General features: G+C 74.7%; 19 protein-coding genes. 8 read left to right on the top strand and 11 right to left on the bottom strand.

Going from position 1 to position 22,036, the window contains the following annotated elements; genetic code table 11:
• Nucleotides 1-11 precede the first annotated feature (11 nt).
• The 3 genes from ACFVXH_RS11075 (at nt 12) to ACFVXH_RS11065 (ending at nt 2,736) form a co-directional block, all read left to right on the top strand.
• Entirely contained in the window at nt 12-836 is an 825-nt protein-coding gene (locus tag ACFVXH_RS11075) for a glycerophosphodiester phosphodiesterase family protein (protein WP_079271982.1), read from the top strand.
• A 427-nt stretch (nt 837-1,263) separates the two neighbouring features.
• Entirely contained in the window at nt 1,264-1,683 is a 420-nt protein-coding gene (locus ACFVXH_RS11070) for an ATP-binding protein (RefSeq protein WP_380744302.1), read from the top strand.
• Between the two features lie 69 nt (nt 1,684-1,752).
• Nucleotides 1,753-2,736, top strand: a complete 984-nt coding sequence (locus ACFVXH_RS11065) for a DUF5926 family protein (protein WP_049655150.1) — start codon at nt 1,753-1,755, stop codon at nt 2,734-2,736.
• A gap of 275 nt (nt 2,737-3,011) precedes the next feature.
• On the opposite strand, the gene ACFVXH_RS11060 is transcribed toward ACFVXH_RS11065, so the two are convergent.
• Nucleotides 3,012-3,674 (bottom strand): bifunctional DNA primase/polymerase, encoded by a 663-nt coding sequence (locus ACFVXH_RS11060; protein WP_049655147.1) that lies wholly within the window; start codon nt 3,672-3,674, stop codon nt 3,012-3,014.
• 614 nt (nt 3,675-4,288) lie between these two features.
• Here ACFVXH_RS11060 and ACFVXH_RS11055 point away from each other — a divergent pair.
• Together ACFVXH_RS11055 and ACFVXH_RS11050 are read left to right on the top strand one after the other, a co-directional pair.
• Nucleotides 4,289-5,737, top strand: a complete 1,449-nt coding sequence (locus tag ACFVXH_RS11055) for a PP2C family protein-serine/threonine phosphatase (protein WP_387822304.1) — start codon at nt 4,289-4,291, stop codon at nt 5,735-5,737.
• 129 nt (nt 5,738-5,866) lie between these two features.
• Nucleotides 5,867-7,366 carry an aminopeptidase P family protein gene (locus ACFVXH_RS11050; protein WP_375875085.1) on the top strand — a complete coding sequence of 500 codons (1,500 nt, stop codon included), beginning with the start codon at nt 5,867-5,869 and terminating at the stop codon, nt 7,364-7,366.
• A gap of 97 nt (nt 7,367-7,463) precedes the next feature.
• Here the strand turns inward: ACFVXH_RS11050 and ACFVXH_RS11045 are convergent, their stop codons facing one another.
• The 3 genes from ACFVXH_RS11045 to ACFVXH_RS11035 all read right to left on the bottom strand — a co-directional run bounded on the left by ACFVXH_RS11045 (nt 7,464) and on the right by ACFVXH_RS11035 (nt 11,027).
• Nucleotides 7,464-8,648, bottom strand: coding sequence for a hypothetical protein (locus tag ACFVXH_RS11045; RefSeq protein ID WP_387822300.1), 1,185 nt, complete (start codon nt 8,646-8,648; stop codon nt 7,464-7,466).
• 256 nt (nt 8,649-8,904) lie between these two features.
• Nucleotides 8,905-10,353 carry a hypothetical protein gene (locus ACFVXH_RS11040; protein WP_387822297.1) on the bottom strand — a complete coding sequence of 483 codons (1,449 nt, stop codon included), beginning with the start codon at nt 10,351-10,353 and terminating at the stop codon, nt 8,905-8,907.
• Nucleotides 10,350-11,027 carry an RNA polymerase sigma factor gene (locus ACFVXH_RS11035; protein ID WP_387822294.1) on the bottom strand — a complete coding sequence of 226 codons (678 nt, stop codon included), beginning with the start codon at nt 11,025-11,027 and terminating at the stop codon, nt 10,350-10,352. Before ACFVXH_RS11035 ends, ACFVXH_RS11040 begins: the two co-directional genes overlap by 4 nt.
• Nucleotides 11,028-11,261: 234 nt before the next feature.
• Here ACFVXH_RS11035 and ACFVXH_RS11030 point away from each other — a divergent pair, with 234 nt between their 5' ends.
• The gene (locus ACFVXH_RS11030) at nt 11,262-12,317 is read left to right on the top strand and encodes a helix-turn-helix domain-containing protein (protein ID WP_387822291.1); all 1,056 of its coding nucleotides are present in this window, start codon (nt 11,262-11,264) and stop codon (nt 12,315-12,317) included.
• A gap of 9 nt (nt 12,318-12,326) precedes the next feature.
• Here the strand turns inward: ACFVXH_RS11030 and ACFVXH_RS11025 are convergent, their stop codons facing one another.
• The 7 genes from ACFVXH_RS11025 to ACFVXH_RS10995 all read right to left on the bottom strand — a co-directional run bounded on the left by ACFVXH_RS11025 (nt 12,327) and on the right by ACFVXH_RS10995 (nt 19,138).
• Nucleotides 12,327-13,148 carry a MerR family transcriptional regulator gene (locus ACFVXH_RS11025; RefSeq protein WP_387822288.1) on the bottom strand — a complete coding sequence of 274 codons (822 nt, stop codon included), beginning with the start codon at nt 13,146-13,148 and terminating at the stop codon, nt 12,327-12,329.
• An 85-nt stretch (nt 13,149-13,233) separates the two neighbouring features.
• Nucleotides 13,234-14,484 carry a hypothetical protein gene (locus ACFVXH_RS11020; RefSeq protein WP_375875080.1) on the bottom strand — a complete coding sequence of 417 codons (1,251 nt, stop codon included), beginning with the start codon at nt 14,482-14,484 and terminating at the stop codon, nt 13,234-13,236.
• Between the two features lie 225 nt (nt 14,485-14,709).
• A complete protein-coding gene (locus tag ACFVXH_RS11015) occupies nt 14,710-15,852 on the bottom strand; it encodes an LPXTG cell wall anchor domain-containing protein (protein ID WP_387822284.1) in 1,143 nt (380 codons plus the stop codon).
• A 409-nt stretch (nt 15,853-16,261) separates the two neighbouring features.
• Complete coding sequence (locus ACFVXH_RS11010) at nt 16,262-16,843, bottom strand: NAD(P)H-dependent oxidoreductase (protein ID WP_049651640.1); 582 nt, start codon at nt 16,841-16,843, stop codon at nt 16,262-16,264.
• Between the two features lie 156 nt (nt 16,844-16,999).
• Nucleotides 17,000-17,884 (bottom strand): NAD(P)-dependent oxidoreductase, encoded by an 885-nt coding sequence (locus ACFVXH_RS11005; protein ID WP_117488646.1) that lies wholly within the window; start codon nt 17,882-17,884, stop codon nt 17,000-17,002.
• Nucleotides 17,885-17,993: 109 nt separating this feature from the next.
• A complete protein-coding gene (locus ACFVXH_RS11000; RefSeq protein WP_049651638.1) occupies nt 17,994-18,425 on the bottom strand; it encodes a hypothetical protein in 432 nt (143 codons plus the stop codon).
• Nucleotides 18,426-18,577: 152 nt separating this feature from the next.
• A complete protein-coding gene (locus tag ACFVXH_RS10995; RefSeq protein WP_387822280.1) occupies nt 18,578-19,138 on the bottom strand; it encodes a heme-binding protein in 561 nt (186 codons plus the stop codon).
• A gap of 330 nt (nt 19,139-19,468) precedes the next feature.
• Between ACFVXH_RS10995 and ACFVXH_RS10990 the strand changes: the two genes are divergently transcribed.
• Complete coding sequence (locus ACFVXH_RS10990) at nt 19,469-20,743, top strand: sensor histidine kinase (RefSeq protein ID WP_387822277.1); 1,275 nt, start codon at nt 19,469-19,471, stop codon at nt 20,741-20,743.
• 63 nt (nt 20,744-20,806) lie between these two features.
• Nucleotides 20,807-21,469, top strand: a complete 663-nt coding sequence (locus tag ACFVXH_RS10985) for a response regulator (RefSeq protein ID WP_387822274.1) — start codon at nt 20,807-20,809, stop codon at nt 21,467-21,469.
• The last annotated feature ends 567 nt before the right edge of the window (nt 21,470-22,036 follow it).

Genomic DNA, 22,036 nt, shown 5'->3' with positions numbered 1-22,036 from the left:
TCGTTGGGCCTGTGACCAGCCCAGACCTGTCCTCGGCGGCGGCGCGCACCGTGCCGCCCGTCCAGGTGATCGCCCACCGCGGTTCCTCCCACGCCCTGCCCGAGCACACCCTCGCGGCCTACCGGCGCGCGCTCGACGAGGGCGCGGACGCGCTGGAGTGCGACGTCCGGGTCACCGCCGACGGCGCGCTGGTCTGCGTGCACGACCGCCGGATCGGCCGGGTCTCCAACGGCCGGGGCACCGTTTCGGCCATGACCCTCGCCGAGCTGGAGGCGTACGACTTCGGCGCCTGGAAGACCGGCCGCCCCAGCACCGACCCGGAGCTGCGCGGCGTGCTGCGGCTGGAGCGGCTGCTGGAGCTGGTGGTGGAGTGCGGCCGCCCGGTGGACCTGGCGATCGAGACCAAGCACCCGGTGCGCTTCCGCGGCCGGGTGGAGGCCGAGCTGCTGCGGACCCTGGAGCGGTTCAAGATCGGCGCGACCCGGGAGGGCGACCGCCCGTCCGCCCGGATCATGAGCTTCTCCTCGGTCGCGCTGAACCGGGTGGCCGCCGCCGCGCCGCGGTACCGGCGGGTCTTCCTGTTCGAGCGGACCCTGCCGCTGCTCGGCCGGCTGCGCGAGGGCTCGCCGCTGCCGGGCGGGGCGCGGATCGCCGGCCCGGGCATCGAGCTGGTGCGGGCCCGCCCGCAGCTGGTGACCCGGCTGCGCGAGCTCGGCCACGAGGTGCACGTGTGGACAGTGGACGAGCCGGCCGACGTCGAGCTCTGCCTGGAGCTCGGGGTGTCCGCGATCATCACCAACCGGCCCGCGGAGGTACTGGCGCAGCTCGGCCGGTGATCCACCGGTGATCCGTCGGCGCACCGAAGGCCGTACTCCTCCGAACCCCTCCGATCCGATCACTCTGGTCGGCAGTCAAACCTTCCTCGCGCGAAATTGCCGGAATTCTTGCATCCGGGCGACGGAGGGTGAGCGCGGAATGACCTGATGTCGACCGTCGGTCGCCGCACTCGAAATGGGCTCGCGGGATCGTCCGGTGCTCGTTTCCGACGCATTACCAAGGGGCATCTCTCCCTCGGCATACGCTGAAGGAGGTCCGGGGGTGGCGTTGATGGTGGCGCGTGAAGTGCCGACTTCATCGACCATGGCAGTGCCGCACGGCCCAGCGAGTGTCGGGGTCGCACGGCGCCGACTGCGTCGAGATCTGGGTGACCGGCAGGTACCCGAACCGGTCATCGATGATGCTGTTCTGATCCTTTCCGAGCTGTTGAGCAACGCCTGTCGGTACGCCCGTCCGCTCGGCCCGCTGCCGGCCCTGGGCCGCAGCGCCCGGGCCGAGGTGCTCGGGCAGGTGCTGGTCGGCGTCCCCTCCGGGGCGACCGCCGCGCAGGGCGCCCGCGAGCCCGCCGAGGGTCCGGCCGAGCCGGCCGGCGGGGTGCTGGTCCGCTGGCAGATGCACGCCGACGGGGTGCTCACCCTGGAGGTCACGGACGGCGGGGCGGCCACCCGGCCGCTGCCCGCGAGTCCCTCGCTGACCTCGCGCGGCGGCCGCGGCCTGAGCATCGTCGACCAGCTGGCCAGCGACTGGGGCGTGCGCGACGCCCCAGGCGAGGTCACGGTCTGGGCGGCGCTGCCCGCCCGGGCCCGGCACGCCCGGCGCACCGGGGGCGATGCCCGTAGCGCGTGAGCCGGGCTCGGGGAATGTGTCGTTAGGCTTCCCGGGACACAGGACCACCGTTCCCGGGAGAGCCGCAGCATGGGCAAGAAGGCCGCCAAGAAGGCGCCGCAGCGCCAGTCCACCACCGCCGTCACGGGCGAGATCCCCGTGGTCGGGGCCCGCGAGGACTGCCCCTGCGGCTCGGGCCGCCGGTACAAGGCGTGTCACGGCCGGGAGGCCTCGCACGCGGTGCAGGAGCTGGTGCACCGCCCGTTCGAGGGCCTGCCGGGCGAGGCCGACTGGGTGGCGCTGCGCGAGCTGGTGCCCGCCGCCACGGTGCCGCTGACGCTGGCCGCCGGCGTGGCCGACGGCGCGACCGGTGACGTCCCGTCGGTGACCCTGGCCACCGTGCTGCCGCTGGCCTGGCCGGCCCTGCGCCGCCAGGACGGCTCGATCCTGCTCGGCCTGCAGACCCAGTCCGCCTCCGGCGACCTCAGCCGCGACCTCGCGGACGCCCTGGAGCTGGCCCTGGCCACCGAGCCGGGCAGCCCGGTGCCGGCCCGCCGGACCGTCCCGGGCGGACGCCGCCTGCAGGACCTGCTGGACACCACCGCCGCGTTCACGCCCGCCGTGCACACCGGCTTCGAGTTCTGGCTGGAGGACGCCGAGGCCGCCACCGGCGAGGTCGCCGCCTCCCTGGAGCGCGCCAACGCCTCGGCCATCCCGACCGAGAAGCTCGCGAGCGTGGACTCCGCGTACTGGTGCGGCACCCCGGACAAGAACCACCTGCGCTGGGTGATGACCGTGCCCGAGGAGAAGCTGCTGGACGCGCTGGCCCGGCTGAACACGGCCGGCGAGGCCTCGCTCGGCCCGGACACCCGCCTGGTCGGCTCCTTCCGCGCGCACGGCCTGACCGTCCCGGTGTGGGACCTCCCGCTCGCGATGACCGCCGCCGACTGCGAGAAGCCGGCCGCCGAGTTCGCCGAGCGGCTCGCCGCGGTGCTCGCCGACGCGGCCCCGCTGACCGCCGAGGAGCGGCGCACCCGCGCGAACCTGGTGAACCGTCAGGTCACCTTGAACTAAAGGGCGCAGGATCCGCGTGATACGCGTCACATTGTCGCGGTGAACGCGCAATTTCCGGGCGTGGAGGGCGTCTTGGAAATTGGCGCGGGCGCGGATCCTTGTTACTGTCTAAAGAGTCCGGCCGCTGGTGCATCCCCCGTCGCCAGCGGCCGGATCTTTTCTTTTTCCGGAGTGCCCCGCTCGGAGCCCCCGGACGGGCCCGGGCCGAGGCCCGGGAGAAGCCCGGATCCGGGCCCGGCGGACGGTGTCGACAGCCCGTCCCGCTCCGGTGGCCCTCAGTAGGCCGAACGCCCGCTGTCCAGCCGGACCGTCGCCTCCACCAACTCCCCCAGCAGCGGCCCGACCTGCGGCAGCCAGACCCCGCCGCCGACGCCCGGTCGCGGCGCGAGCACCCAGCGCACCCTCCCCCAGCCTCCGGCCGAGGGCACCCCGACGGCCGCGCCGCCGGGCGGCAGCGGCAGGAAGCCGCCCGCCCCGTGGTAGCGCAACGAGCCTGGCACCCAAGGGAGTTGGGCGAGCATCTCGCCGAGCACGTCCAGCGAGTACGGGGCCACCAGCAGCGCGTAGCGGCCCGGCATCGCCAGCACCGGGCCGAGCGGCAGCCGCAGCGCGCCCAGGTAGACCAGCGCCCGGGCGCCGGCCGCCGCGGGCAGGCTGACCGCCGAGACCGTGGAGCCGGTGGCGGCCAGCACCGGCGCGTCCGGGCTCTGCCGCTCCCACCACCAGCGCACCATCCGGGCGTCCGTGGTGGCGGCCAGCAGCGAGGGGTCGTGCGGGTGCGCGCCGGGGACGGTGCAGTCCAGGTCGCCGCAGGAGCAGCGGCCGTCGCGCAGCACGGCGCCCGGCACCACGGGCCAACGGTGGTCGACGGCGGCCGTCAGGGCCGCGGCCAGCCGGGCGGAACGATCCTCCGACCGGTCTTTCGGGTTCTCACGCATGGCGCTCGTTCCTTTCCCTGACCGCTCGGTTCGCTCCGCTCCGCCGGCGTCCGTCGGGATCCTCCGCGCGGACCCGCCGCGGCACGGACCCGGGCGGCGCGGCGCGGGGCGGGCGGCAGGGCGGACGGCGCGGCACGACGTGGAGCAGGTGTGGAGTACGACGTGAAAGGGCCGCGCAGGGCACAGCCCTTGGAACGAGAATCCCGTACGCGACCGGATGGACGCCGCCCGGGCGCGCTTGGTTCCACCGTACGAGTGAGAGAGTTCCGGCCGACCCGGCTCACGGGCGGCACGGACATACGATCCGGACGGCCGCCCGGGCCGTCCTCCCCGTTCTGCCCGCTCGCGGCCCGCTCCATGCCTCCGGGCCGAGTGGCGCGCGCACCAACCCCGCGCGCCCCCCGACCGGGTCGCGATCGATGTGGAACGGGCCACCGCGTCGTCCTGGATCTGGACATGCCCCGAATGGCCTGTGTAGAAGTGGTGGCATTGCTGTCGATCAATGACGAGTAGTAGCGAATCGAGGCGAAACACGCCCTTTGGCCGTGCTCGCTCCACATTGGCCGTACCTGGGGGTTTCGCATGGCACGTAGCACCGCGTCAGGAGTGACGGCATGAACGAGTCCCACCCGTCGACGGCCCTCCCGACGACGACCGCCGAGCCTGGCGAACCCGGCTGCGCGGGCGGGCTCACCGTCCTCGACCTGCCGGACCTCCCCGGCCCCGTCAACGCCCCGGACGGCACGGCGGACGGCCACACGGCGCCCTCCGCCGCGCTGCAGGACCGTTTGGCCGGACGCCTGTCCGATATCACCAGCCTGCACGAGCACACCGAACGGCTCGCCCGCGCCCGCGGCCTGGCCGCCACCCTGGACACCGTCCTCGCCTCCGGCGCCGCCCTGCTCGGCGCCCGGCGCGGCATGCTGGTCACCCGGCGGCCCGGCGGCGGACCCGGACAGCCGGTCGGCCACGGCCTCGACCGCGCCAGCCTCGGCGCCCTGGAGACCGTCCCGACCGAGCAGAGCCTGCTGGCCCGGCTGCTGCGCGAACGGGACCGGCCCGCCCAGCTGCACTCCCACGACCTCGCCGAGGACCCGGCCACCGGCGCCCGGCTGCGCGAACTCGCCGTCCACCTCGGCCTCGGCGGCGCCTACGGCCTGCCGCTCGCCACCGAGGAGGACGGCCCGCTCGCCGCCGCCCTCTGGTTCTACGACGAGCCCGCCGAACCGACCGACTGCCAGCGCGAACTGGCCCGCCACTACTGCGAGATCGCCGCCCCGCTGCTCGCCAAGCAGCTGGAGGCGGACCGGATCTCGCGCACCACCGAGGCGCTGCGCCGCGGCCTGCTGCCGGACCGGCTCCCCCGGGCCGCCGGGCTGCGGCTGGCCGCCCGGCTCGTCCCCGCCGGGCTGGAGCGCTCCACCGGCAGCGACTGGTACGACGCGATCCCGCTGCCCGACGGCACCATCGGCCTCACCGTCGGCTCCGTCTCCGGCGACGGCCCCGGCGCGGGCCCCGGCTCCGCCCCCGGCGCGGCCGCCGCGATGGGCCGGGTCCGGGCCGCGCTGCGGGCGTACGCGGTGCTGGAGGGCGAGGACCCGGTCTCCGTCCTGGGGGACCTGGAGCTGCTGCTCAAGACCACCGAGCCGACCCGCACCGCCACCGCCGTCTACGCCTGGATCGAGCCCGAGGAGCGCCGGATCACCCTGGCCGGCGCCGGGCACTGCCCGCCCGTCCTGGTCGGCCGGCACGGCGCCGAGTTCGTGGAGACCTCGCTCTCCGCCCCGCTCGGCATGCTGGCCTGCTGGGAGGCCCCCGGGGTGGAGTTCGTCGCCGAGCGCGGCGACACCCTGCTGCTCTACACCGAGGGCCTGGCCCGCCGCTGCGGCCCGACCCTGCACGCCGGGCAGGCCAACCTGCGCCGGGCCGCCGCCGACGCCCCGCGCGACGTGCGGATCGACCCGGACCGGCTCTGCGCCCACCTGCTGGCCGTCTGCCCGGACCCGGACGCCGGGGGCACGGCCACCGACGACCTGATGCTGCTGGCGGCCCGCTTCGAGTGACGGTTCGGGCCCGGAACGAACGGGCGGCCGGGCGTCCGTACCATGGACGGACGCACGGCCGCCCGCGCGTGTCGCGATCCGACACCTCCCCCAGGGGCGGCGGTACCACCCCCCAAGGAGGCGTTGCACGTGACCGAGGACCGTACCCCCGCGGTGGCCGAGAACCCCGAGGCCGAGGGCGGCGAGGAGCCTGAGCAGCACAAGGGCCGCAAGAACGGTCTCTACGGCGACATCTCCGACGAGCTGGCCGCCTCGATGAAGTCCGGCTGGGCCGACACCGAGCTGCACGGCCTCGCCCCCGTCGCCCAGGCCCCGTACGCGGCCGAGCGCCGCGCCGCGCTGTCCGCCGCCTACCCCGGCGAGCGCCTGGTCGTCCCGGCCGGCAACCTGCGGGTCCGCTCCAACGACACCGACTACGCGTTCCGCGCCGCCAGCGAGTACGTCCACCTCACCGGCGACCAGACCGAGGACGCGGTGCTGGTCGGCGAGCCGACCGGCGCGACCGGCCACGACTTCGTGCTCTACCTGCTGCCCCGCTCGAACCGCGAGAACGGCGAGTTCTGGCTGGACGGCTACGGCGAGCTGTGGGTCGGCCGCCGGCACAGCCTGGCCGAGCAGGAGCAGCTGCTCGGGCTGCCCGCCCGCGACGTGCGCAAGGCCGCCGAGGAGCTGGCCGCGAAGGCCGCCGACTCCGCCGTGCCGACCCGCATCGTCCGCGGCTACGACGCCGGCCTGGAGGCCGCGCTCGCCGACGCCCTGGACGCCGACGAGGACGCCGGGCTCAAGGAGTTCCTGAGCGGCCTGCGGCTGGTCAAGGACGCGTGGGAGATCGGCGAGCTGCGCGCCGCCTGCGACGCCACCGTCAAGGGCTTCACCGACGTGGTCCGCGAGCTGGGCCAGGCCGTCGCCACCTCGGAGCGCTGGATCGAGGGCACCTTCTGGCGCCGCGCCCGGGTCGAGGGCAACGACGTCGGCTACGGCACCATCGCCGCGGCCGGCCCGCACGCCACCACCCTGCACTGGGTGCGCAACGACGGCGACGTGCGCCCGGGCGAGCTGCTGCTGCTGGACGCGGGCGTGGAGACCAGCACCCTCTACACCGCGGACGTCACCCGCAGCCTGCCGATCAACGGCAGCTTCACCGAGGTCCAGCGCCGGATCTACGACGCGGTGTACGACGCCCAGGAGGCCGGCATCGCCGCGGTGAAGCCCGGCGCCCGGTTCCGCGACTTCCACGAGGCCTCGCAGCGCGTGCTCGCCGAGCGGCTGCTCGCCTGGGGCCTGCTGGACGCCTCGGTGTACGACGTCGAGAAGGTCCTGGAGCTGGGCCTCCAGCGCCGCTGGACCCTGCACGGCACCGGCCACATGCTCGGCCTGGACGTCCACGACTGCGCCCACTCGCGCCGCGAGGAGCACGTCGACGCGCTGCTGGTCCCCGGCATGGTGCTGACCGTCGAGCCCGGCCTGTACTTCCAGCAGGACGACCTGACCGTGCCGGAGGAGTACCGCGGCATCGGCGTCCGGATCGAGGACGACATCCTGGTCACCGCCGACGGCAACGAGAACCTCTCGGCCGGCCTGCCCCGCAGCGCCGAGGACGTCGAGGCCTGGATGGCCTCGCTCGCCTGAGCCTCCGCACGACGGCCGTGACGCGGCCACGGTGAAGGGCCCGGCCTCCCGAGCAGTGGGAGGCCGGGCCCTTCGGCTCCGGTGCGGGCCGTCGGTGTCAGCGCCGGACGGCGGGCCGCAGGGTGGTGGGGGCGCCGTAGTGGCCGTCCGAGGCGCCGCCGACCTCGATCTCCACCGGCTTGGTGGAACCGGTCCGCTTCAGGCCGACCCGGAAGGTGTACTCGGCCGGGTTGCCCGTCATCACGCCGGTCAGCTGGGCCGGCGCCACCCCGATCCGCCCGTTGCAGTCCTCGGTCGCCTCGAAGGACTTCCACTCGCCGCCGACCTTCGCCTCGATCGTGACGTCCTCCCCGGTCAGGCCCTCGCTCGCGGGCACGGACAGGTACACCGCCGGGCGCAGCAGGCCGGGGCCGTCGGGCGAGGAGACCTTGAAGGAGAACTCGGTCGGGGTCCCGCCGACGACCAGCGGGGTCGGCTTGGAGACCGAGTTCACCACCGGGCGGTGCGAGTCGACGACGGACGTGGTCACCACGCCCTTGGTCAGCACCTTGTAGGTGGACGGCACCACGGCGTCCGCCTCGACGTACAGCTTGCCCGGCTGGTTGCCCGCGTCGAGCACCATCCGGTACTCGACCGTCCGGCTCTCGCCGGCGGCCAGCTCGAAGGCCGCGTCGTTGCCCGTACCCGCGTAGTCCATGCCGCCGCCCTGGCTCAGCGCGGGCATGGCCTTCCAGCCGGTGGCGTCCTTGCGCTCCAGGGTGCCCTGCGCCATCGAGAGCACCCGCCGGCACTCCGCGCCCTCGAACTGCTGGGTGGCCACCACCGGCGCCACCGCGCGGGTGCCCGAGGCGTCGTTGTTCTTCCAGGTCACCGAGAAGGAGACCTGGTCGCCCACCTGGATCTTCTGGCCCGCGCGCAGGCCGTCGAAGGTGATCCCGATGCCGCCGGCGGGCTTGGCCGGGGCGGGCGCGGCCGGGGCCTTCGCGGCGGTCTTGGCCTCGGTCTTGGCGGCCACGGGCGCGGCCGGAGCGGCGGCCGGGGCGGCGTTGGTCAGGGCGGGGGTGGTCGGCGCGGCCTCGGTGGTCGGCGCGGCCGGGGCGGGGACGGTCGGGACGGCGCCCGCGCCGGGGGTGGCCGACGAGGTGGCCGCGGGGGTGGAGGCGGGAGCGGAGGCGGCGACGGACGCCTCGCCGTTCGTCGGGCCGCAGGCCGCGATTCCCACAGCGGTGACGACGGCCAGCGGGACGATCTTCGCAATACGGGCGATAACGGACGCGTTCATGTGACAGTCCCCCCAAGGACATGGTGATGGTGGTGATCGAATGAGCGGGCGCCTACGGTCGCGCCCCGAGGAACCGGCCCGAGCCCCCCGGCTCCGCCGGCTCGCTCTCCCTGCCTCTCACCCTGATAGACGTCCATCCCGCCGGGGGGTTGCAGGCGGGTTCGAAGAATTTTTCCCGGCCCCTCCCCGGAACGCCGAAAGGCGCCGCGACCGGGGGAAACCCGGTCGCGGCGCCTCAACTGCCAGCTTGGAACGGCTACTTCACGACCGTCACCGGGACGATCAGCTCCTTCAGGGAGGTCAGCGACCCGGAGCCTTCGTACGGCAGCGTCGCCTGGACGGACAGCGGCATCGTGCCGGGCCCGTCCATCGGGTCGAGGGCCATCCGGTACGTCACCCTCTTGGTCTCCCCCGGCGCGAGCGAGAACCAGGCCTGCTGGTCCACCTTCGCGTAGTCCATGCCGCCGCCCATCGAGAGCAGGATCTCCCTCCAGGCGCCGCCGTCCTGGCGCTCCAGCTTGCCCTTGTTCATCATGACCATCTCGCTCGGCGGCGTCCCGGCGTACTCCTTCGTGTAGACCAGCGGCTGGAGCTTGTCGTAGGTCTTCTGGCCGGTGTTCCGGTACGTCACCGTGAAGGTCACCGGGGTGCCGTTGGTGGACACCTTCTGCCCGGCGCCGAGGCCGCCGTCGACCGTGATCGCGATGTCCTTCGCGCCCTTGTCGGACGCGGTCAGGGACGGTGACTTGTGGCCGCTCACGTCCAGGCTGTTGACGATCGTCGTCAGGCCCGACTGGTAGTCGCTCTTGAGCCCGTTCGCCACCACGAAGACCTGGTCCAGGCCCATCCCCCACATCTGGGCGGTGAAGGTGTCCCCGGGCTTGCAGGTGACGTTCCACTGGGTCTTGTCGATCGTCTTGCCGGCCACGGTGGACTTGGTCCGCACGGGTGCGCCGACCGAGGAGTAGCCGTTGTCCGGGAAGTAGGGCCGGCCCCAGATCGGGCAGTTCGGCTGGTGGCCCCAGCCGCTGTCGGCGACCAGGTCGTTCGTCGTCGGCCAGGCGCCGCCCTCGAGTTCGTCCGGGGAGTTGTAGGCCACGACCAGGACGCCGTACGGCTCGCACCTGGCCGGCGCCCAGCCCTGCTGCGGCTCCGTCGGCGCGCCCGGACTCAGGACGCAGACCCGGTCGGCCGAGACCGGTACGGCCTTCCAGCCCGCCGGCACCTTGAACTTGACGCCGCGCAGGCTGGACGAGCTCGCCGGGCCGCTCGCGGTGCCGGGGGCGGAGGTCGCGGTGGTCGGGACGCCGTCGGCGAGCGGGACCTCCGTCTCGGCCTCGCTGGTGGGCGTGCCCGGATCGGTGGGGGCGGCCGTCGGGCTGGGGTCGCCGGTCGGCTCGGGCGTCGGGCTCGGCGAGGTGGTCAGGGTGGCGGCCGGGGGCGGGACCTCGTCCTGGGCGACCGGCTCGCCGTGGAAGGTGAGCACGCCGAGCGCCATGGCGGCGGCCAGGCCGAGCGGCACGGTGACGGCGTACACCGGGCGCAGCCGGCGGATCCGGTTCTTCGGGGGAACGGCCGGGCGCAGGCTGGCGGCCGTGACGAGGGAGGCCCGGGCCGTCATCGCCTCGCGGAGCAGCCGTTCCGTCGGTGTCTCGGCCGGCCCGTCGCCGTCGCCGCCGGTGCGGCGGGGGAGCTTGTCGGTCATCGAACCTTCTCCAGGTGCTTTTCCAAGGCGTCCAGAGCGCGGCTGGCGGTGGACTTCACGGCACCCCGGGACAGTCCCAGGGTCTCGGCTATCTGCGCCTCCGACAGGTCGGACCAGTAGCGCAGCACCAGCACCTCACGCTGGCGGGGAGTCAACTCCTGCAGGGCCACCAGCACCCGGCGGTGCTCGTCGTTGAGCACCGCGTGGTCCTCGGCGGACGGGGCGTCGGCCACGTGCGGCGGCACGTACTCGCGGGCGGTCTTGCGGCGGCGCAGCATCGAGCGGGCGCCGTTGACCACCGAGGTGCGCAGGTAGCCGAGCGCGTTGTCGAGGTCGTCCAGCTCCTCGCCGTAGCGCTGGTAGAGCTGGGTGAAGGCGTCCTGGACGACGTCCTCGGCCAGGTCCTGGTGGTCGACCAGCATGACCGCCATCCGGACCAGGCCGAGCCGGTGGGCGTGGTACAGGTCGGTCAGGGTGGGCCGGTCCTCGGCGGGCTTGCGACCGCCGCGCAGCAGCCGGAAACCGGAGCGGCGCTGCTTCGCCTCCTGCTCGGTGGCGGCGCCGGCGAGCGGCTCGCCGGCCTCCTGCGCGCCGAACAGCGCGGTGACGACTCCACGGATGGAGAAGCCCCGCCCCCCTGCCTGCGCGGCGGTCGGCCCGATGGCCATGGACATGCGCGTTTCCGCTTTCCCCCGGGACGGTGACGGCGGCCGCCGTTCCGTCAGGTCACCTGATCAAGATCGTGATCGGGGGGATCATCCCAGCCGCCCTCTGCCGGGTTCCCTCCGCCCCCGTACCAAAGGACGTGTGACGGGGGTGAAGGTTGCAGGCGGGTTCGAAGAAAATTCCGAAGGGGTCGGGACGGCTACACTCACCGGCATTCCGCCACCCGTGAGCAGGGGGTTCGCATGGCCGAGCAGCACGCCGAGGACCGGACCGGTGCCGCCCCGCGGCCGGTGCCCGTCGCCATCGGCCGGCGCCCGGAGCCCGTGCACGACGTCGCGGTGTACGCCTTCCCGGGCATGGCGCCGTTCGAACTCGGCGTGGTGGTCGAGGTGTTCGGGCTGGCGCGGCCCGAGCTGGCCGGGCTGCTGGCGGCGCCCTGGTACGGGCTGAAGGTCTGCGCCGACCGGCCCGGGACGCCGCTGGATGCGGTGGGCGGCTTCGCACTGACCGCCCGGCACGGGCTGGACGAGCTGGCCGCGGCCGACACGGTGGTGGTCCCCGGGGTGCCGAACCCGTTCGGCGGCGTCTCCCCCGACCTGGTCGAGGCGCTGCGCACCGCGCACGGGCGCGGCGCCCGGATCGTGTCGATCTGCTCGGGTGCCTTCGCACCGGCCGCCGCCGGACTGCTGGACGGCCGGGAGGCGACCACCCACTGGCGGTACGCCGAGCTGCTCCAGCAGCGGTACCCGGCGGTGCGGGTCGACCCCGACGTGCTGTACGTGGACAACGGCGACGTGCTGACCAGCGCGGGCAGCGCGGCCGGCATCGACCTCTGCCTGCACCTGGTCCGCCGGGACCACGGCGCCAAGGTGGCCAACGCGGTGGCCCGCCGCTTCGTGGTGGCGCCGCACCGGGACGGCGGGCAGGCCCAGTTCGTCGAGGCGGCGGTCCGCCCGGTCGAGGAGGAGGACGACGGGATCGCCCTCAGCATGCGGTGGGCGCTGGACCACCTGTCGTCCCCGCTGACCATCTCGCAGCTGGCCCGCGCCGCCCGGATGTCGGACCGCTCGTACCTGCGACACTTCACCGCCCGCACCGGGACCAGCCCGATGCGCTGGGTCGTCACCCAGCGCATCGCGACCAGTCTGGCGCTGCTGGAGTCGCCGGAGGGGACGGTGGAGGAGATCGCCGCAGCGGTCGGCTTCGAGAGCGCCGCGACCTTCCGCCACCACTTCGGCCGGGTGATGCGCACCTCGCCGACCGCCTACCGGCGCTCCTTCGGGCGCGGAGTGGCCTGAGCGCGCGGTCTACTGCCCCTCGCGCTCCTCCGCACGCTTCTCCTCGGCCTTCTCCGCGGACGTCCCCTCGCGCCGGTCCGCGTTGGCGACGATCGCGTCGTGCAGCCACTGGGCCAGGCCCGGCGCGATCTTCTCGTAGGTGTCGGTCCAGCGCGGGTCCGAGACGTACAGGCAGGCCAGGCCGCGGTGGATGGTGTACGTGCAGTCGTAGAAGTTCTGGCGGATGTGCTGCCGGTGCTCCTCCGCGAGGCCGGTGGCCACCGTGCCGTCGGCGGGCTCGCCGGCGGTGACCGCCCCGGCCAGGCGCTCGTTGAGCGCGGTCATCTCGGCCTGGATGCGCTGCCAGTCGGCCTTGGAGTAGCCGCCGGTGCGGCGCTGCGACTCGGCCCAGGCCGCGGTGTCGCCCCAGCGCTGCTCGGCCTCCTGCTCCCAGTCCTCCTGGTAGCCCTCGCCGAAGACCTCGAACTTCTCCTCCGGGGTCAGCTGAATGCCCATTCTCCGTGCCTCCATGGCGTGTTCGACGGCTGAGGCGAGCTCCTGGAGGTGACCGATCCGGTCGGTGAGCAACCGGTGCTGCCGCCGGAGGTGCTCGGTCGGGCTGACCGAGTCGTCGTCCAGGATCGCCGCGATCTCGTCCAGGGGGAACCCGAGCTCCCGGTAGAAGAGGACCTGCTGCAGCCGGTCGAGGTCGGCGTCCACGTACCGGCGGTAGCCGGACCGGGTCCGGCCGGCCGGGGACAGCAGGCCGATCTCGTCGTAGTGGTGCAGGGTGCGGACGGTCACCTTGGCGATCTTCGCCACGGCGCCGACCGAGTAGCCCTCACTGGTCATCGGGGTTCCTCCCTGGTGCTGACCACCACCCTCGGCTCTCACGTCGCGTGAGGGTCAAGCCGTGGACGGGGACGGGCCCGTGCCGTCAGACCCCGGCGCCGGCCAGCGCCCGCTCGCGACGCCGACCGCCCCGACCGCCCCGGCGGCCGGTGCCGCCGCTGCCGCCGTCGCCCGGTGCGCCGGGCCGCTGCCGCCGGGACCGCTGGGTGGGCCAGAACAGCACGTACCCGGCGGAGACCACCACGAAGGCGAGCCGGACGAAGCCGCGGGCCGCGTCGGACGGGAGCAACAGCGTGCCGCCGTACAGCGCGGCCAGCGCGATCCAGCTCCACCACGGGACGAGCCGCTTCTGCCCGACGGCGTCCCAGAGCAGGGTGCCGAGCAGGATCGAGGCCGTGTAGTAGGTGTAGACGCTCGGGTCGAGCAGGATGCGGGCGTCCGCGCCCAGCAGCACCACGGCCGGCCAGCGGCCGCGCCAGACGGCGACGCAGCCGAGCCCGATGCCGAGCGCGAACTGGGTCGGCCGGTCCCACCAGGGGGTGGCCGGGTCGGTGACCCCGAACCAGCGCAGCGCGGAGGCGGGCTGGTTCGGGATGGTGAACTTGGCGGCCGCCATGGTGTCCAGGTTGCCCAGGTAGAACGGCAGCCAGGCGATCGCCACCAGGGCGCAGAACCAGAGCGCGGTGCGCAGCCAGGCGGGCCGGGGCAGCGCCAGGATCAGCGGGGCGAAGGCGATCGCCCAGGGCTTGGAGTCCACCGCCAGCGCCAGGAAGACCGCGACCTGGACGGGCTTGCCGCGGGCCAGGGCGTGCGCGGCGAGGGTGGTGAAGAACAGCGCGAGGACGTCGTCCAGGTGCGCGAAGCGGACCGAGACCTCGACCCACATCGGGATGAACGCCAGCCCGGCGATCAGCAGCCGCTGCTGCAGCCGCCGGTGGTTGGTCCCGGTGCCGAGGTAGTACAGGGCCGCGGTGCGTCCGACCACGACCAGCATCACCAGGCCCAGCCCGGCGCTCACCGCCTCGGCGATCAGCTCGCCGGTGTGCGGTGCGAACGGGGCGGTGAGCCGGGCCGCGGCCAGGCTGACCGGGCCGATCTGGAGCTCCGGGTGGTGGGCGTAGAGCGACAGGCCGCCGTCGGGCTGGCCGCTGAAGAGCAACTGCTCGCCCTGGCGCAGGTAGTGCCAGGAGAAGCCGCCGCTGGGCTCGACCAGGAGGAACCAGAGCACCGTCCAGGCGGTCAGCAGGACGTGGTGCCTCCGGAGCGGCAGCCCGGCTATCCGCCCGGTCGTCGCCTCGTAGTCGGTGGTGGTCCGTGCCGTGCGTGCTACCCGCACCTGTCCTCTCCCCGCCGTTCCGCCCCCCTCCGGCCGGACATCCTATGTGACGGAGGAGAACCGTCCGGACCGCCCGCGGGACGGCCCGGGTCGGCCCCCGGAACGGCCCGTGCCGCCCGCGGATCCCTCCGAGGGGACGGTGCGGGCGGCACGGGGGTGTTCCGGATCAGTGCGCTTCGGGTCGGCGCGCCTCGGGTCGGCGTGCTTGCGTCAGCGCGCTTCGCCTCAGCCCTGCTGGGCGGACTTGCGACGGCGCAGCACCACGAGGGTGCCGACACCGGCCACCAGGACGGCGCCGCCGGTGGCCGCGATGGCGGTGGTGTTGCTACCGCCACCGGTCTGGGCCAGGGCCTTGTCGCTGCCGTCCGCGGCGGCCTTGGCCTTGTCGACGGCGGCCGGGGTCAGCGGCGGCGGGGTGATGACCGGGGGCTCCACCGGGAAGTCGATCGGGCCCGAGGTGTCGCCGCTGCTCTCGACCGGGGCCGGGGCGGTGGCCGAGCCGGAGGGCTCACCGGTGGCCGGAGTGGTCGGCTTCTCGGTGGGCTTCTCGGTCGGGGTGTCGGTCGGCTTGCCGGTGGGCGTCTCGGTCGGCTTCTCGGTCGGCTTCTCGGTCGGCGTGACGGTCGCGGTGGCCGACGGCGAGCCGCTCGCGGTCGGGCTGGGCTTGCCCGTCTGGGACTGGGTCGGCGTCGGGCTGGGCTTGCCGGTGTGCGTCGGGGTCGGCTTGCCGCCCGGCGCCTTGATGGTGAAGCCCACGCCGCCGTCGCAGCTGAGGTGGCCGTTGTCGACCGGCTGGTGGGTGGAGTCGTCGAGCTGGGCGGCGAAGACGACCGGGACGACGCCGGCCCGGCCGAGCGGGGAGCCGTCGGTGAAGGACGCCCGGACCTTGATCGGGACGTTCTTGCCGCGGTTCACCCCGAGCAGGTCGTCGGCGACCGGGTTGCCGGCCGAGTCCAGGGTGCCGAGCATCATCAGGACGGAGCTGTTCTTCTCGCCGCTCTGGTCGGGGGCGACCACGGCGGTCTGCCACTCACCGCCGGGGAGCCGGTACTGGACCTTGAGGTCCTTCGCCTGGAGCGAGCCCGCCTTGTTCTTGAACTTGAGCAGCGGGATGAAGACGAAGTCGTGCTTCGTCCGGTTGTCGATCTTGAAGGTGAACTCGCGGGCGTCGCCGCCGGCGATGAAGGTGCCGGGCACGCCGTTCAGCGAGAGGTCGAGGCTCGCGCGCGACGCCTTGTCGGCCTGCGAGGCGACGGCGGACGGGGTGCCGGTGGCACCGACGGCCATGGCGCCCTGGGCGCCGGCCAGGACGAGCGAGGACGCGAGCGCGGCGGCCCCGGCAAGGGCAAGACTGCGACGTATGGACAAGGGAGACCTCACGGAAGTGTCCGGGCGAGGCCCGGGCGCGAGGGGGCGGCCGAAGAACGCCGCGGACCCCCCGCGAAAGCTGAAAGTGCGACGGAGAGTACCGAACGACGGGACCGGTCCGGAAGGCGGGTGGCACACTGCGGTCCGGGCCCGGGAGAGGGCTGCCCGATTCGTCCAACTCTGGCCGTCCGTACGCCTTTTGCGCTCGACCAGGGCGGCGGCCGGATGACGGGTACACGCCCGGAGGACGGTACCGCACGACCCCCGGCGGCGGGCGGCGCGTGCGCGCGGCACCCGGCCCGCCGGGGGTCGGTCCGTGAGGGGGTCGATCTGTGAGGGGGTCGGCCGTGCGGAACCGGCCGTGAGCGATCTGCCCCGAGGGGCCGGCCCGGAAGGCCGGCCCGGAGGATCAGCCCGCGAAGAAGGACTTGGCCGCGATCACCGCGCGCTCGTCCGCCAGCGCCTCGCCCGGGCGGGTGCCGTGGCCCAGCAGCACCCCGCCCCAGCGCATCCCCATGTAGTCGGCGGTCAGCCGGAGGGTGCCGATCAGCGGCTCGGCGTTGTCGTCGTCCTCGGTGGCGAGGGCGGTCACGCCCCAGATGGTGCCGCCGCGCATCCCCTCGCGGAACTCCACGCCGGGCACCCGGAACCAGGCCGACCAGTAGTCGAGGTAGAGCTTGGCGCTGGTCGGCAGCGCGTACCAGTACAGCGGCGCGACGAAGACCAGGTCGGTGGCCGCCAGGGTGGCGTCCAGCAGCGTCCGCTCGTGGCCGGCCGGCTCGGGGTACGTGCCGTCGCCGGTGTGCCGCAGGTCCCGGAAGGGCGGCAGCGGGTGCTCGTCCAGCCGCAGCCACTGCTGCTCGGCACCGGCCGGCAGGCTCGACTCGGCGGCCAGCCGGGCGAGCCGGGCCGAGTTGCCGTCGGGGCGCGCGCTGGCGTCGAGGAACAGGAAACGGCGCGGCGTCTCGGCGCCGGGCGGCTGATCGCCCATCAGGACTCCTCCGTGGTACGTACGGTGCGGACGCAGGAGTGAGCAGCCATCGGACGCCGGTTTATTCCGCCGCCGCGCCAACCGCCGGGCAGCACCCGGGGATTGGCGGGCGCGGGTCCGGTCCGGCAGCCCGGCCCGGGGGCCGGCGGGCGGAGGTCAGTCGGGCAGCCCGGCCCGGCGGCGGGCGACCTCGGCGACCGCCGCCCAGTCCTTGTCCCCGTCGCCGTGGGCCAGCGCGTCCAGGAAGGCGTCCCGCAGGACGCTGCCGATCGGCAGCGGCACGTTGCGCGCGGCCCCCGCGTCCAACGCGAGGCCGACGTCCTTGAGGCCGAGCGGCAGCCGGAACCCGGCCGGCTCGTACCGGCGTTCGGCCACCATCGCGCCGTAGCCGGTGTGGATCGGTCCGGGGAAGAGCGTGCCGGTGAGCAGGTCGACCAGGTCGGTCGGCCGGATCCCGTGCGCCTCGGCCAGGCTGCACGCCTCGGCCATCGACTCGATCGCGCAGGCGATCAGGAAGTTGGTGCTGATCTTGACGGTGTTGGCCTGCCGGGGGCTCTCGCCGAAGTGCCAGGTGCGCTCGCCCATCGCGGCGAACAGCGGCTCGGCCCGCTCCAGCAGCTCGGGCGCGCCCGCGACCAGGATGTTCAGCCGCCCCGCCGCCGCGACCGGCGGCCGGCCAAGGACGGGGGCGGCGACGTAGCCGACGCCGTGCTCGGCGTGCAGCGCCTCGGCCCGCTCCGCGAGGGCGAGCGAGACGGTGGCCATGTTGACGTGCAGGGTCGCCCCGGCGCCGGCCAGCAGCGCGGGGTCGAGCAGCAGCCGCTCGACCGCCGCGTCGTTGGCGAGCATGGAGACCACCGTGTCGGCGGCGAACACCTCGGCGAGCGAGCCGGCCGCCTCCGCGCCCTCGGCCACCATGGCGGCCACCGGCTCGGGCGAGCGGTTCCAGACCCGTACGGTGTGGCCGGCCCGCAGCAGGCTGCCGGCCATGCCGCGCCCCATCGCACCCAGCCCCACGAAGCCGATCGTCCGCCCGGTCATCCGCGCACTCCCGTCGCCGCCGCACCGCTCGTATGCGGCCGACTGTACGTCAGAAGAGCTGCGCTACCTGCCGGTCGGCACGGAAGCACACCCGGAGCCGGGCCGGTTCTCAGGCGCAGGCGCGGGCCCGGGACGGCAGCCGGGTGCGGTCGGCGGCCGCGCCGCGCTCCAGCTCGGCGACCACCCGGGTGCGCAGCAGCTCGTACTGGGCCTGGAGCCGGCCGGGGCGGGCCGGGCGGGCGACCGGTCGGCCTCGGCCGACCAGCTCGTCCGGCCCGAACTGCTCGCGGGTGAGGTCGATCTCGAAGCCGGTGGCGAAACGGTTCCACCAGTGGAGGTCCGTCCGCACCCCGTCGACGTACACCTCGCCCATCATGAGCTCGCCGCCGAGCAGGTCGTGCACCACCATCGCCGTCACCCCGCACTGACCGCGGGCGGGATTGTCGGGACGCCAGTGGGCCAGATCCTCGGGCGCACAGGTGTCGACGCCCCAGGAGGAGCGGATCGCGCGTTCGATGTCGTTGAGGGTCCACGCCGTCATACCGGGAAGCCTGCCACGCGCCACTGACAGCGGCACCGGCTTTTCGAAGGGTCATCCCGTGTTCTGCGGCTACCCTTCCGGCGTTCACCCGAACGAGACCCCGGCCCGGCGGGCCCGGCCCCGGGCGCGGGGCGGGCCCGCCGGGCCCCCGGTCACTTCGCCAGCTCGGCGACGCCCGCCTGCGCGAACTGCTCGTCCAGGTCGCCGCTGGGCGCGCCCGCGACGCCGACGGCCGCGATCGGGGCGCCCTTCGACTGGATCGGGGCGCCGCCGGCCAGGAACAGGGTGCCCGGGATGTCCTTCAGGTTCGGGGCCTGGGCCAGGCGCTTGGCCAGCTCCGAGGTCGGGGCGTTCCAGGACACCGCGGTGAAGGCCTTGCGCTCGGCCGAGACCGGGGCCTGCGGGCCGGCGCCGTCGCCCTTCAGCAGCACCCGGGTGACGCCGTCGCGGTCGACGACCGCGACCGACACGTGCTGGCCGGCCTTGGTGGCCGCGTCCAGGGCGGCCTGGGCGGCGCGGGTGGCGGCGTCGATGGTCAGGCCGCTGCTCGGGGCCAGGTTCTTGTTCTGGGTGTCGGCCTTCGCCGCGGCCTGGACGGCCGGGGTGTCGGTGGACTCGGCGCTGGCCGAGACGGCGCCCACGGTGGCGGCGGCGAGCGCGGCGGCGGCGACGGTGCCGGTCAGCACCCGGGTGCGGACGGAGGTCTTCTTCATGGTCCAGCTCCTCAGCGGATCTGCGGGGTGGGGCGGGGCGGAGTGGGGGAGTTCGGGGGCCGCCGGGCCGTTGGGGGGATCGCCCGGCGGCGTGCTTCGATCCTCCGGCCGGGGAAGGGGCCGCCGCATCGGCGGTCCGGCGCGGGCGTCCGGGCATGATGGGGGACGGCGGCGTCAACCGATCGGCTGATGCGGCCCCGGGCCGGACGGGTCACCATCGAGGGATCGGTGCGGGTCGGTGCGGATCGGGACGGGCCCGTGCGGACCGGTACGGCCGGTACGGGCAGGCGCCGACCGCGCACGCACCACCCGTTCAGCCAGGAGCCACCCGTGCAGCAGCCCCGCCCGACCGCCGGCCGCCCCGCCGCGGACCGCACCGGCGCCGGCGGCGCCCTCGGCCACGACGCCGGCGATCCGGACGCGGGCCGGCTCGCACTGCTGCTGGACTCCGCCTTCCTGCTGCTGCTCGCCGCCTCGCTCAGCCGCTACCTCACCCACCACTCCGGCACCGCGCAGGCGCCCTGGGTGATCGGGCTGAGCGCGGCCCTCGCGGTCGCCCAGCCGGCCGGGTCCTGGCTCGCCCACCGCCGTCCGACCGCCCCGGACCGGCACCGCCGCTGGGCGCTGGCCCTGGTGGTGGCGCTCTGGGTGGTGCTGGTGCTGCTCGCGCCGAGCTTCGCCTGGTGCGCCGTGCCGCTGATCTACACCGGGCTGCGGGTGCTGCCCGCGAAGGCGGCCATCCCGCTGGTCGGCGCGCTGACCCTGCTGGTGGTGACCGCCGAGGTCCGGCTGCCCGGCGGCGCCGACGCCACCCTCGTCCTGCTGCCGGCCGCGGTGGCCGGACTCGCCACCGGCGTCTTCCACTTCATGGCCCGGCAGGCCGCCCGGCAGCGCGCGCTGATCGCCGACCTGGTCCGCACCCGGCGCGAACTCGCCGCCACCGAACGGCGGGAGGGCACCCTGGCCGAGCGCGAGCGGCTGGCGATGGAGATCCACGACACCCTGGCACAGGGCCTGTCCAGCCAGCAGATGCTGCTCCAGGCCGCCGAGCGCACCTGGGACACCCACCCGGCGACCGCCCGTACCCACGTCCGCACCGCCGCCTCGGTGGCCGCCCGGAACCTGGCCGAGGCCCGCCGCTTCGTCCACGACCTCGCCCCGGCGGAGCTGTCCGACGGCCGCACCCTCGACCGGGCGCTGCGGGCGCTGGCCGAGCGGGAGTCCGCCGAGAGCGGGCTGCCGGTCCGCTTCCACCTGGACGGCGCGCCCGTGCCGCTGCCCGCCGCCGCGCAGGCCGCGCTGCTGCGGATCGCCCAGGGCGCGCTGGCCAACGTCCGCGAGCACGCCGGGGCGTCGGCCGCCGCGATCACGCTGTCCTTCCTCGGCGACCAGGCCGTGCTGGACATCGCCGACGACGGGCAGGGCTTCGACCCGGGCGCGGCCGGGGGCGGTGCGGGTGTCGGCGCCGGGGGCGGGGGCGGCCGTGGGTACGGCCTGCCGGCGATGCGGGCCCGGCTGCGGCAGCTGGGTGGCAGGCTGACCGTGGAGAGCGCGCCCGGCGAGGGCACCGTCGTCTCCGCCGCGATCCCCCTGGACGACCGATGAGCCCGGAACACCGGTCCCCCGAAGCACAGATGAGCCCGGACGAGCGATGACCCTGGAGCACCGATGAGCACGACTCCCGGCCGGACCACTCCCGTCCGGACCGCTCCCGTCCGGCTGCTGGTCTGCGACGACCACGCCGTGGTGCGGGCCGGACTGCTGGCGCTGCTCGCGAGCGCCGGCGACATCGAGGTGGTCGGCGAGGCCAGCACCGGGGAGGAGGCCGTCGCGCTGGCCGCCCGGCTGGCCCCGCAGGTCGTCCTGATGGACCTCCAACTCGGCGACGGCATCGACGGGGTGGAGGCCACCCGGCGGATCACCACCACCCCGGACGGGCCGCACGTCCTGGTGCTCACCACCTACGACACCGACGCCGACATCACCCGGGCGATCGCCGCCGGCGCGACCGGCTACCTGCTGAAGGCCGAGCGGCCCGAGGAGCTGTTCGCCGCCGTGCACGCGGCCGCGCAGGGCCGCACGGTGCTCTCGCCGCCGGTCGCCTCCCGGGTGATGGCGCAGATGCGGGCGCCCTCGCCGCAGCTCACCGAGCGCGAGCTGGACATCCTCGGACAGCTGGCGCAGGGGCTGGGCAACCGGGAGATCGCCCGGGCGCTGTTCATCAGCGAGGCCACGGTGAAGACCCACCTCGGCCGGATCTACGACAAGTTGGGCGTGGACACCCGGTCGGGCGCGGTGGCGGTGGCGAAGGAACGCCGGCTGCTGCGCTGAGCCCGCCCGCTCTCCCCTCCCCCGGCCGCTTACCCGGCTGCTTCCCCGGCCGCTTCCCTGGCCGCTTCTCCGGCTGCGCTGGGCGCCCGTCCGGTGTCACAGCGTGCTGCCATGATGCTCGGAATGTCGGATTCCACGGCGGCGTCCAGCACTACGTGTCCGCGCCCGGCGTCGGGCGGCTCGGGCGGCGGACACCCCGGTGGGACAACAAACCGCTGGTCCTGGGCCTTTCCGACCGCCGCGGAGCACTCCGTCACGATGTGGATGTTTTGTGGATTCCGCTATTGACAAACCAACCACGCGGTTTGTTAGTTTGAGATCAACGACGTCCCCGGAGGTGGGGGCTCGCCGGGCCTGTGCGGACCGCTCTCGCCGGAGGGGGGTGTGGCCAGGGGGGAACGGCGGGTTTGCCGGGGTGTCGGGGGGAGCGGCAACGCCGAAGCCGCGCGACGAGGCGGCGTGGGGGGGGGGGGGGGGGGGGCGCGCCCCCCCCCCCCCCCGGCCCCCCCCCCCCCCCCGGGCCCCCCCCCCCCCCCCCGCCCCCCCCCCCCCCCCCCCCCCGCCCCC

It is taken from the genome of Kitasatospora sp. NPDC058184 (assembly GCF_042883725.1).
Classification (GTDB): Bacteria; Actinomycetota; Actinomycetes; order Streptomycetales; family Streptomycetaceae; genus Kitasatospora.
This window is presented reverse-complemented; position numbering and strand designations above follow the sequence as displayed.

Coding starts and splice junctions, on each gene's coding strand:
- ACFVXH_RS10985 (WP_387822274.1), top strand. CDS start 20,807: ATGAGCACGACTCCCGGCCGGACCACTCCCGTCCGGACCGCTCCCGTC.
- ACFVXH_RS11005 (WP_117488646.1), bottom strand. CDS start 17,884: ATGACCGGGCGGACGATCGGCTTCGTGGGGCTGGGTGCGATGGGGCGC.
- ACFVXH_RS11060 (WP_049655147.1), bottom strand. CDS start 3,674: ATGCGTGAGAACCCGAAAGACCGGTCGGAGGATCGTTCCGCCCGGCTG.
- ACFVXH_RS11055 (WP_387822304.1), top strand. CDS start 4,289: ATGAACGAGTCCCACCCGTCGACGGCCCTCCCGACGACGACCGCCGAG.
- ACFVXH_RS11045 (WP_387822300.1), bottom strand. CDS start 8,648: ATGAACGCGTCCGTTATCGCCCGTATTGCGAAGATCGTCCCGCTGGCC.
- ACFVXH_RS11040 (WP_387822297.1), bottom strand. CDS start 10,353: ATGACCGACAAGCTCCCCCGCCGCACCGGCGGCGACGGCGACGGGCCG.
- ACFVXH_RS11030 (WP_387822291.1), top strand. CDS start 11,262: ATGGCCGAGCAGCACGCCGAGGACCGGACCGGTGCCGCCCCGCGGCCG.
- ACFVXH_RS11065 (WP_049655150.1), top strand. CDS start 1,753: ATGGGCAAGAAGGCCGCCAAGAAGGCGCCGCAGCGCCAGTCCACCACC.
- ACFVXH_RS11000 (WP_049651638.1), bottom strand. CDS start 18,425: ATGACGGCGTGGACCCTCAACGACATCGAACGCGCGATCCGCTCCTCC.
- ACFVXH_RS11010 (WP_049651640.1), bottom strand. CDS start 16,843: ATGGGCGATCAGCCGCCCGGCGCCGAGACGCCGCGCCGTTTCCTGTTC.
- ACFVXH_RS11025 (WP_387822288.1), bottom strand. CDS start 13,148: ATGACCAGTGAGGGCTACTCGGTCGGCGCCGTGGCGAAGATCGCCAAG.
- ACFVXH_RS10995 (WP_387822280.1), bottom strand. CDS start 19,138: ATGAAGAAGACCTCCGTCCGCACCCGGGTGCTGACCGGCACCGTCGCC.
- ACFVXH_RS11035 (WP_387822294.1), bottom strand. CDS start 11,027: ATGTCCATGGCCATCGGGCCGACCGCCGCGCAGGCAGGGGGGCGGGGC.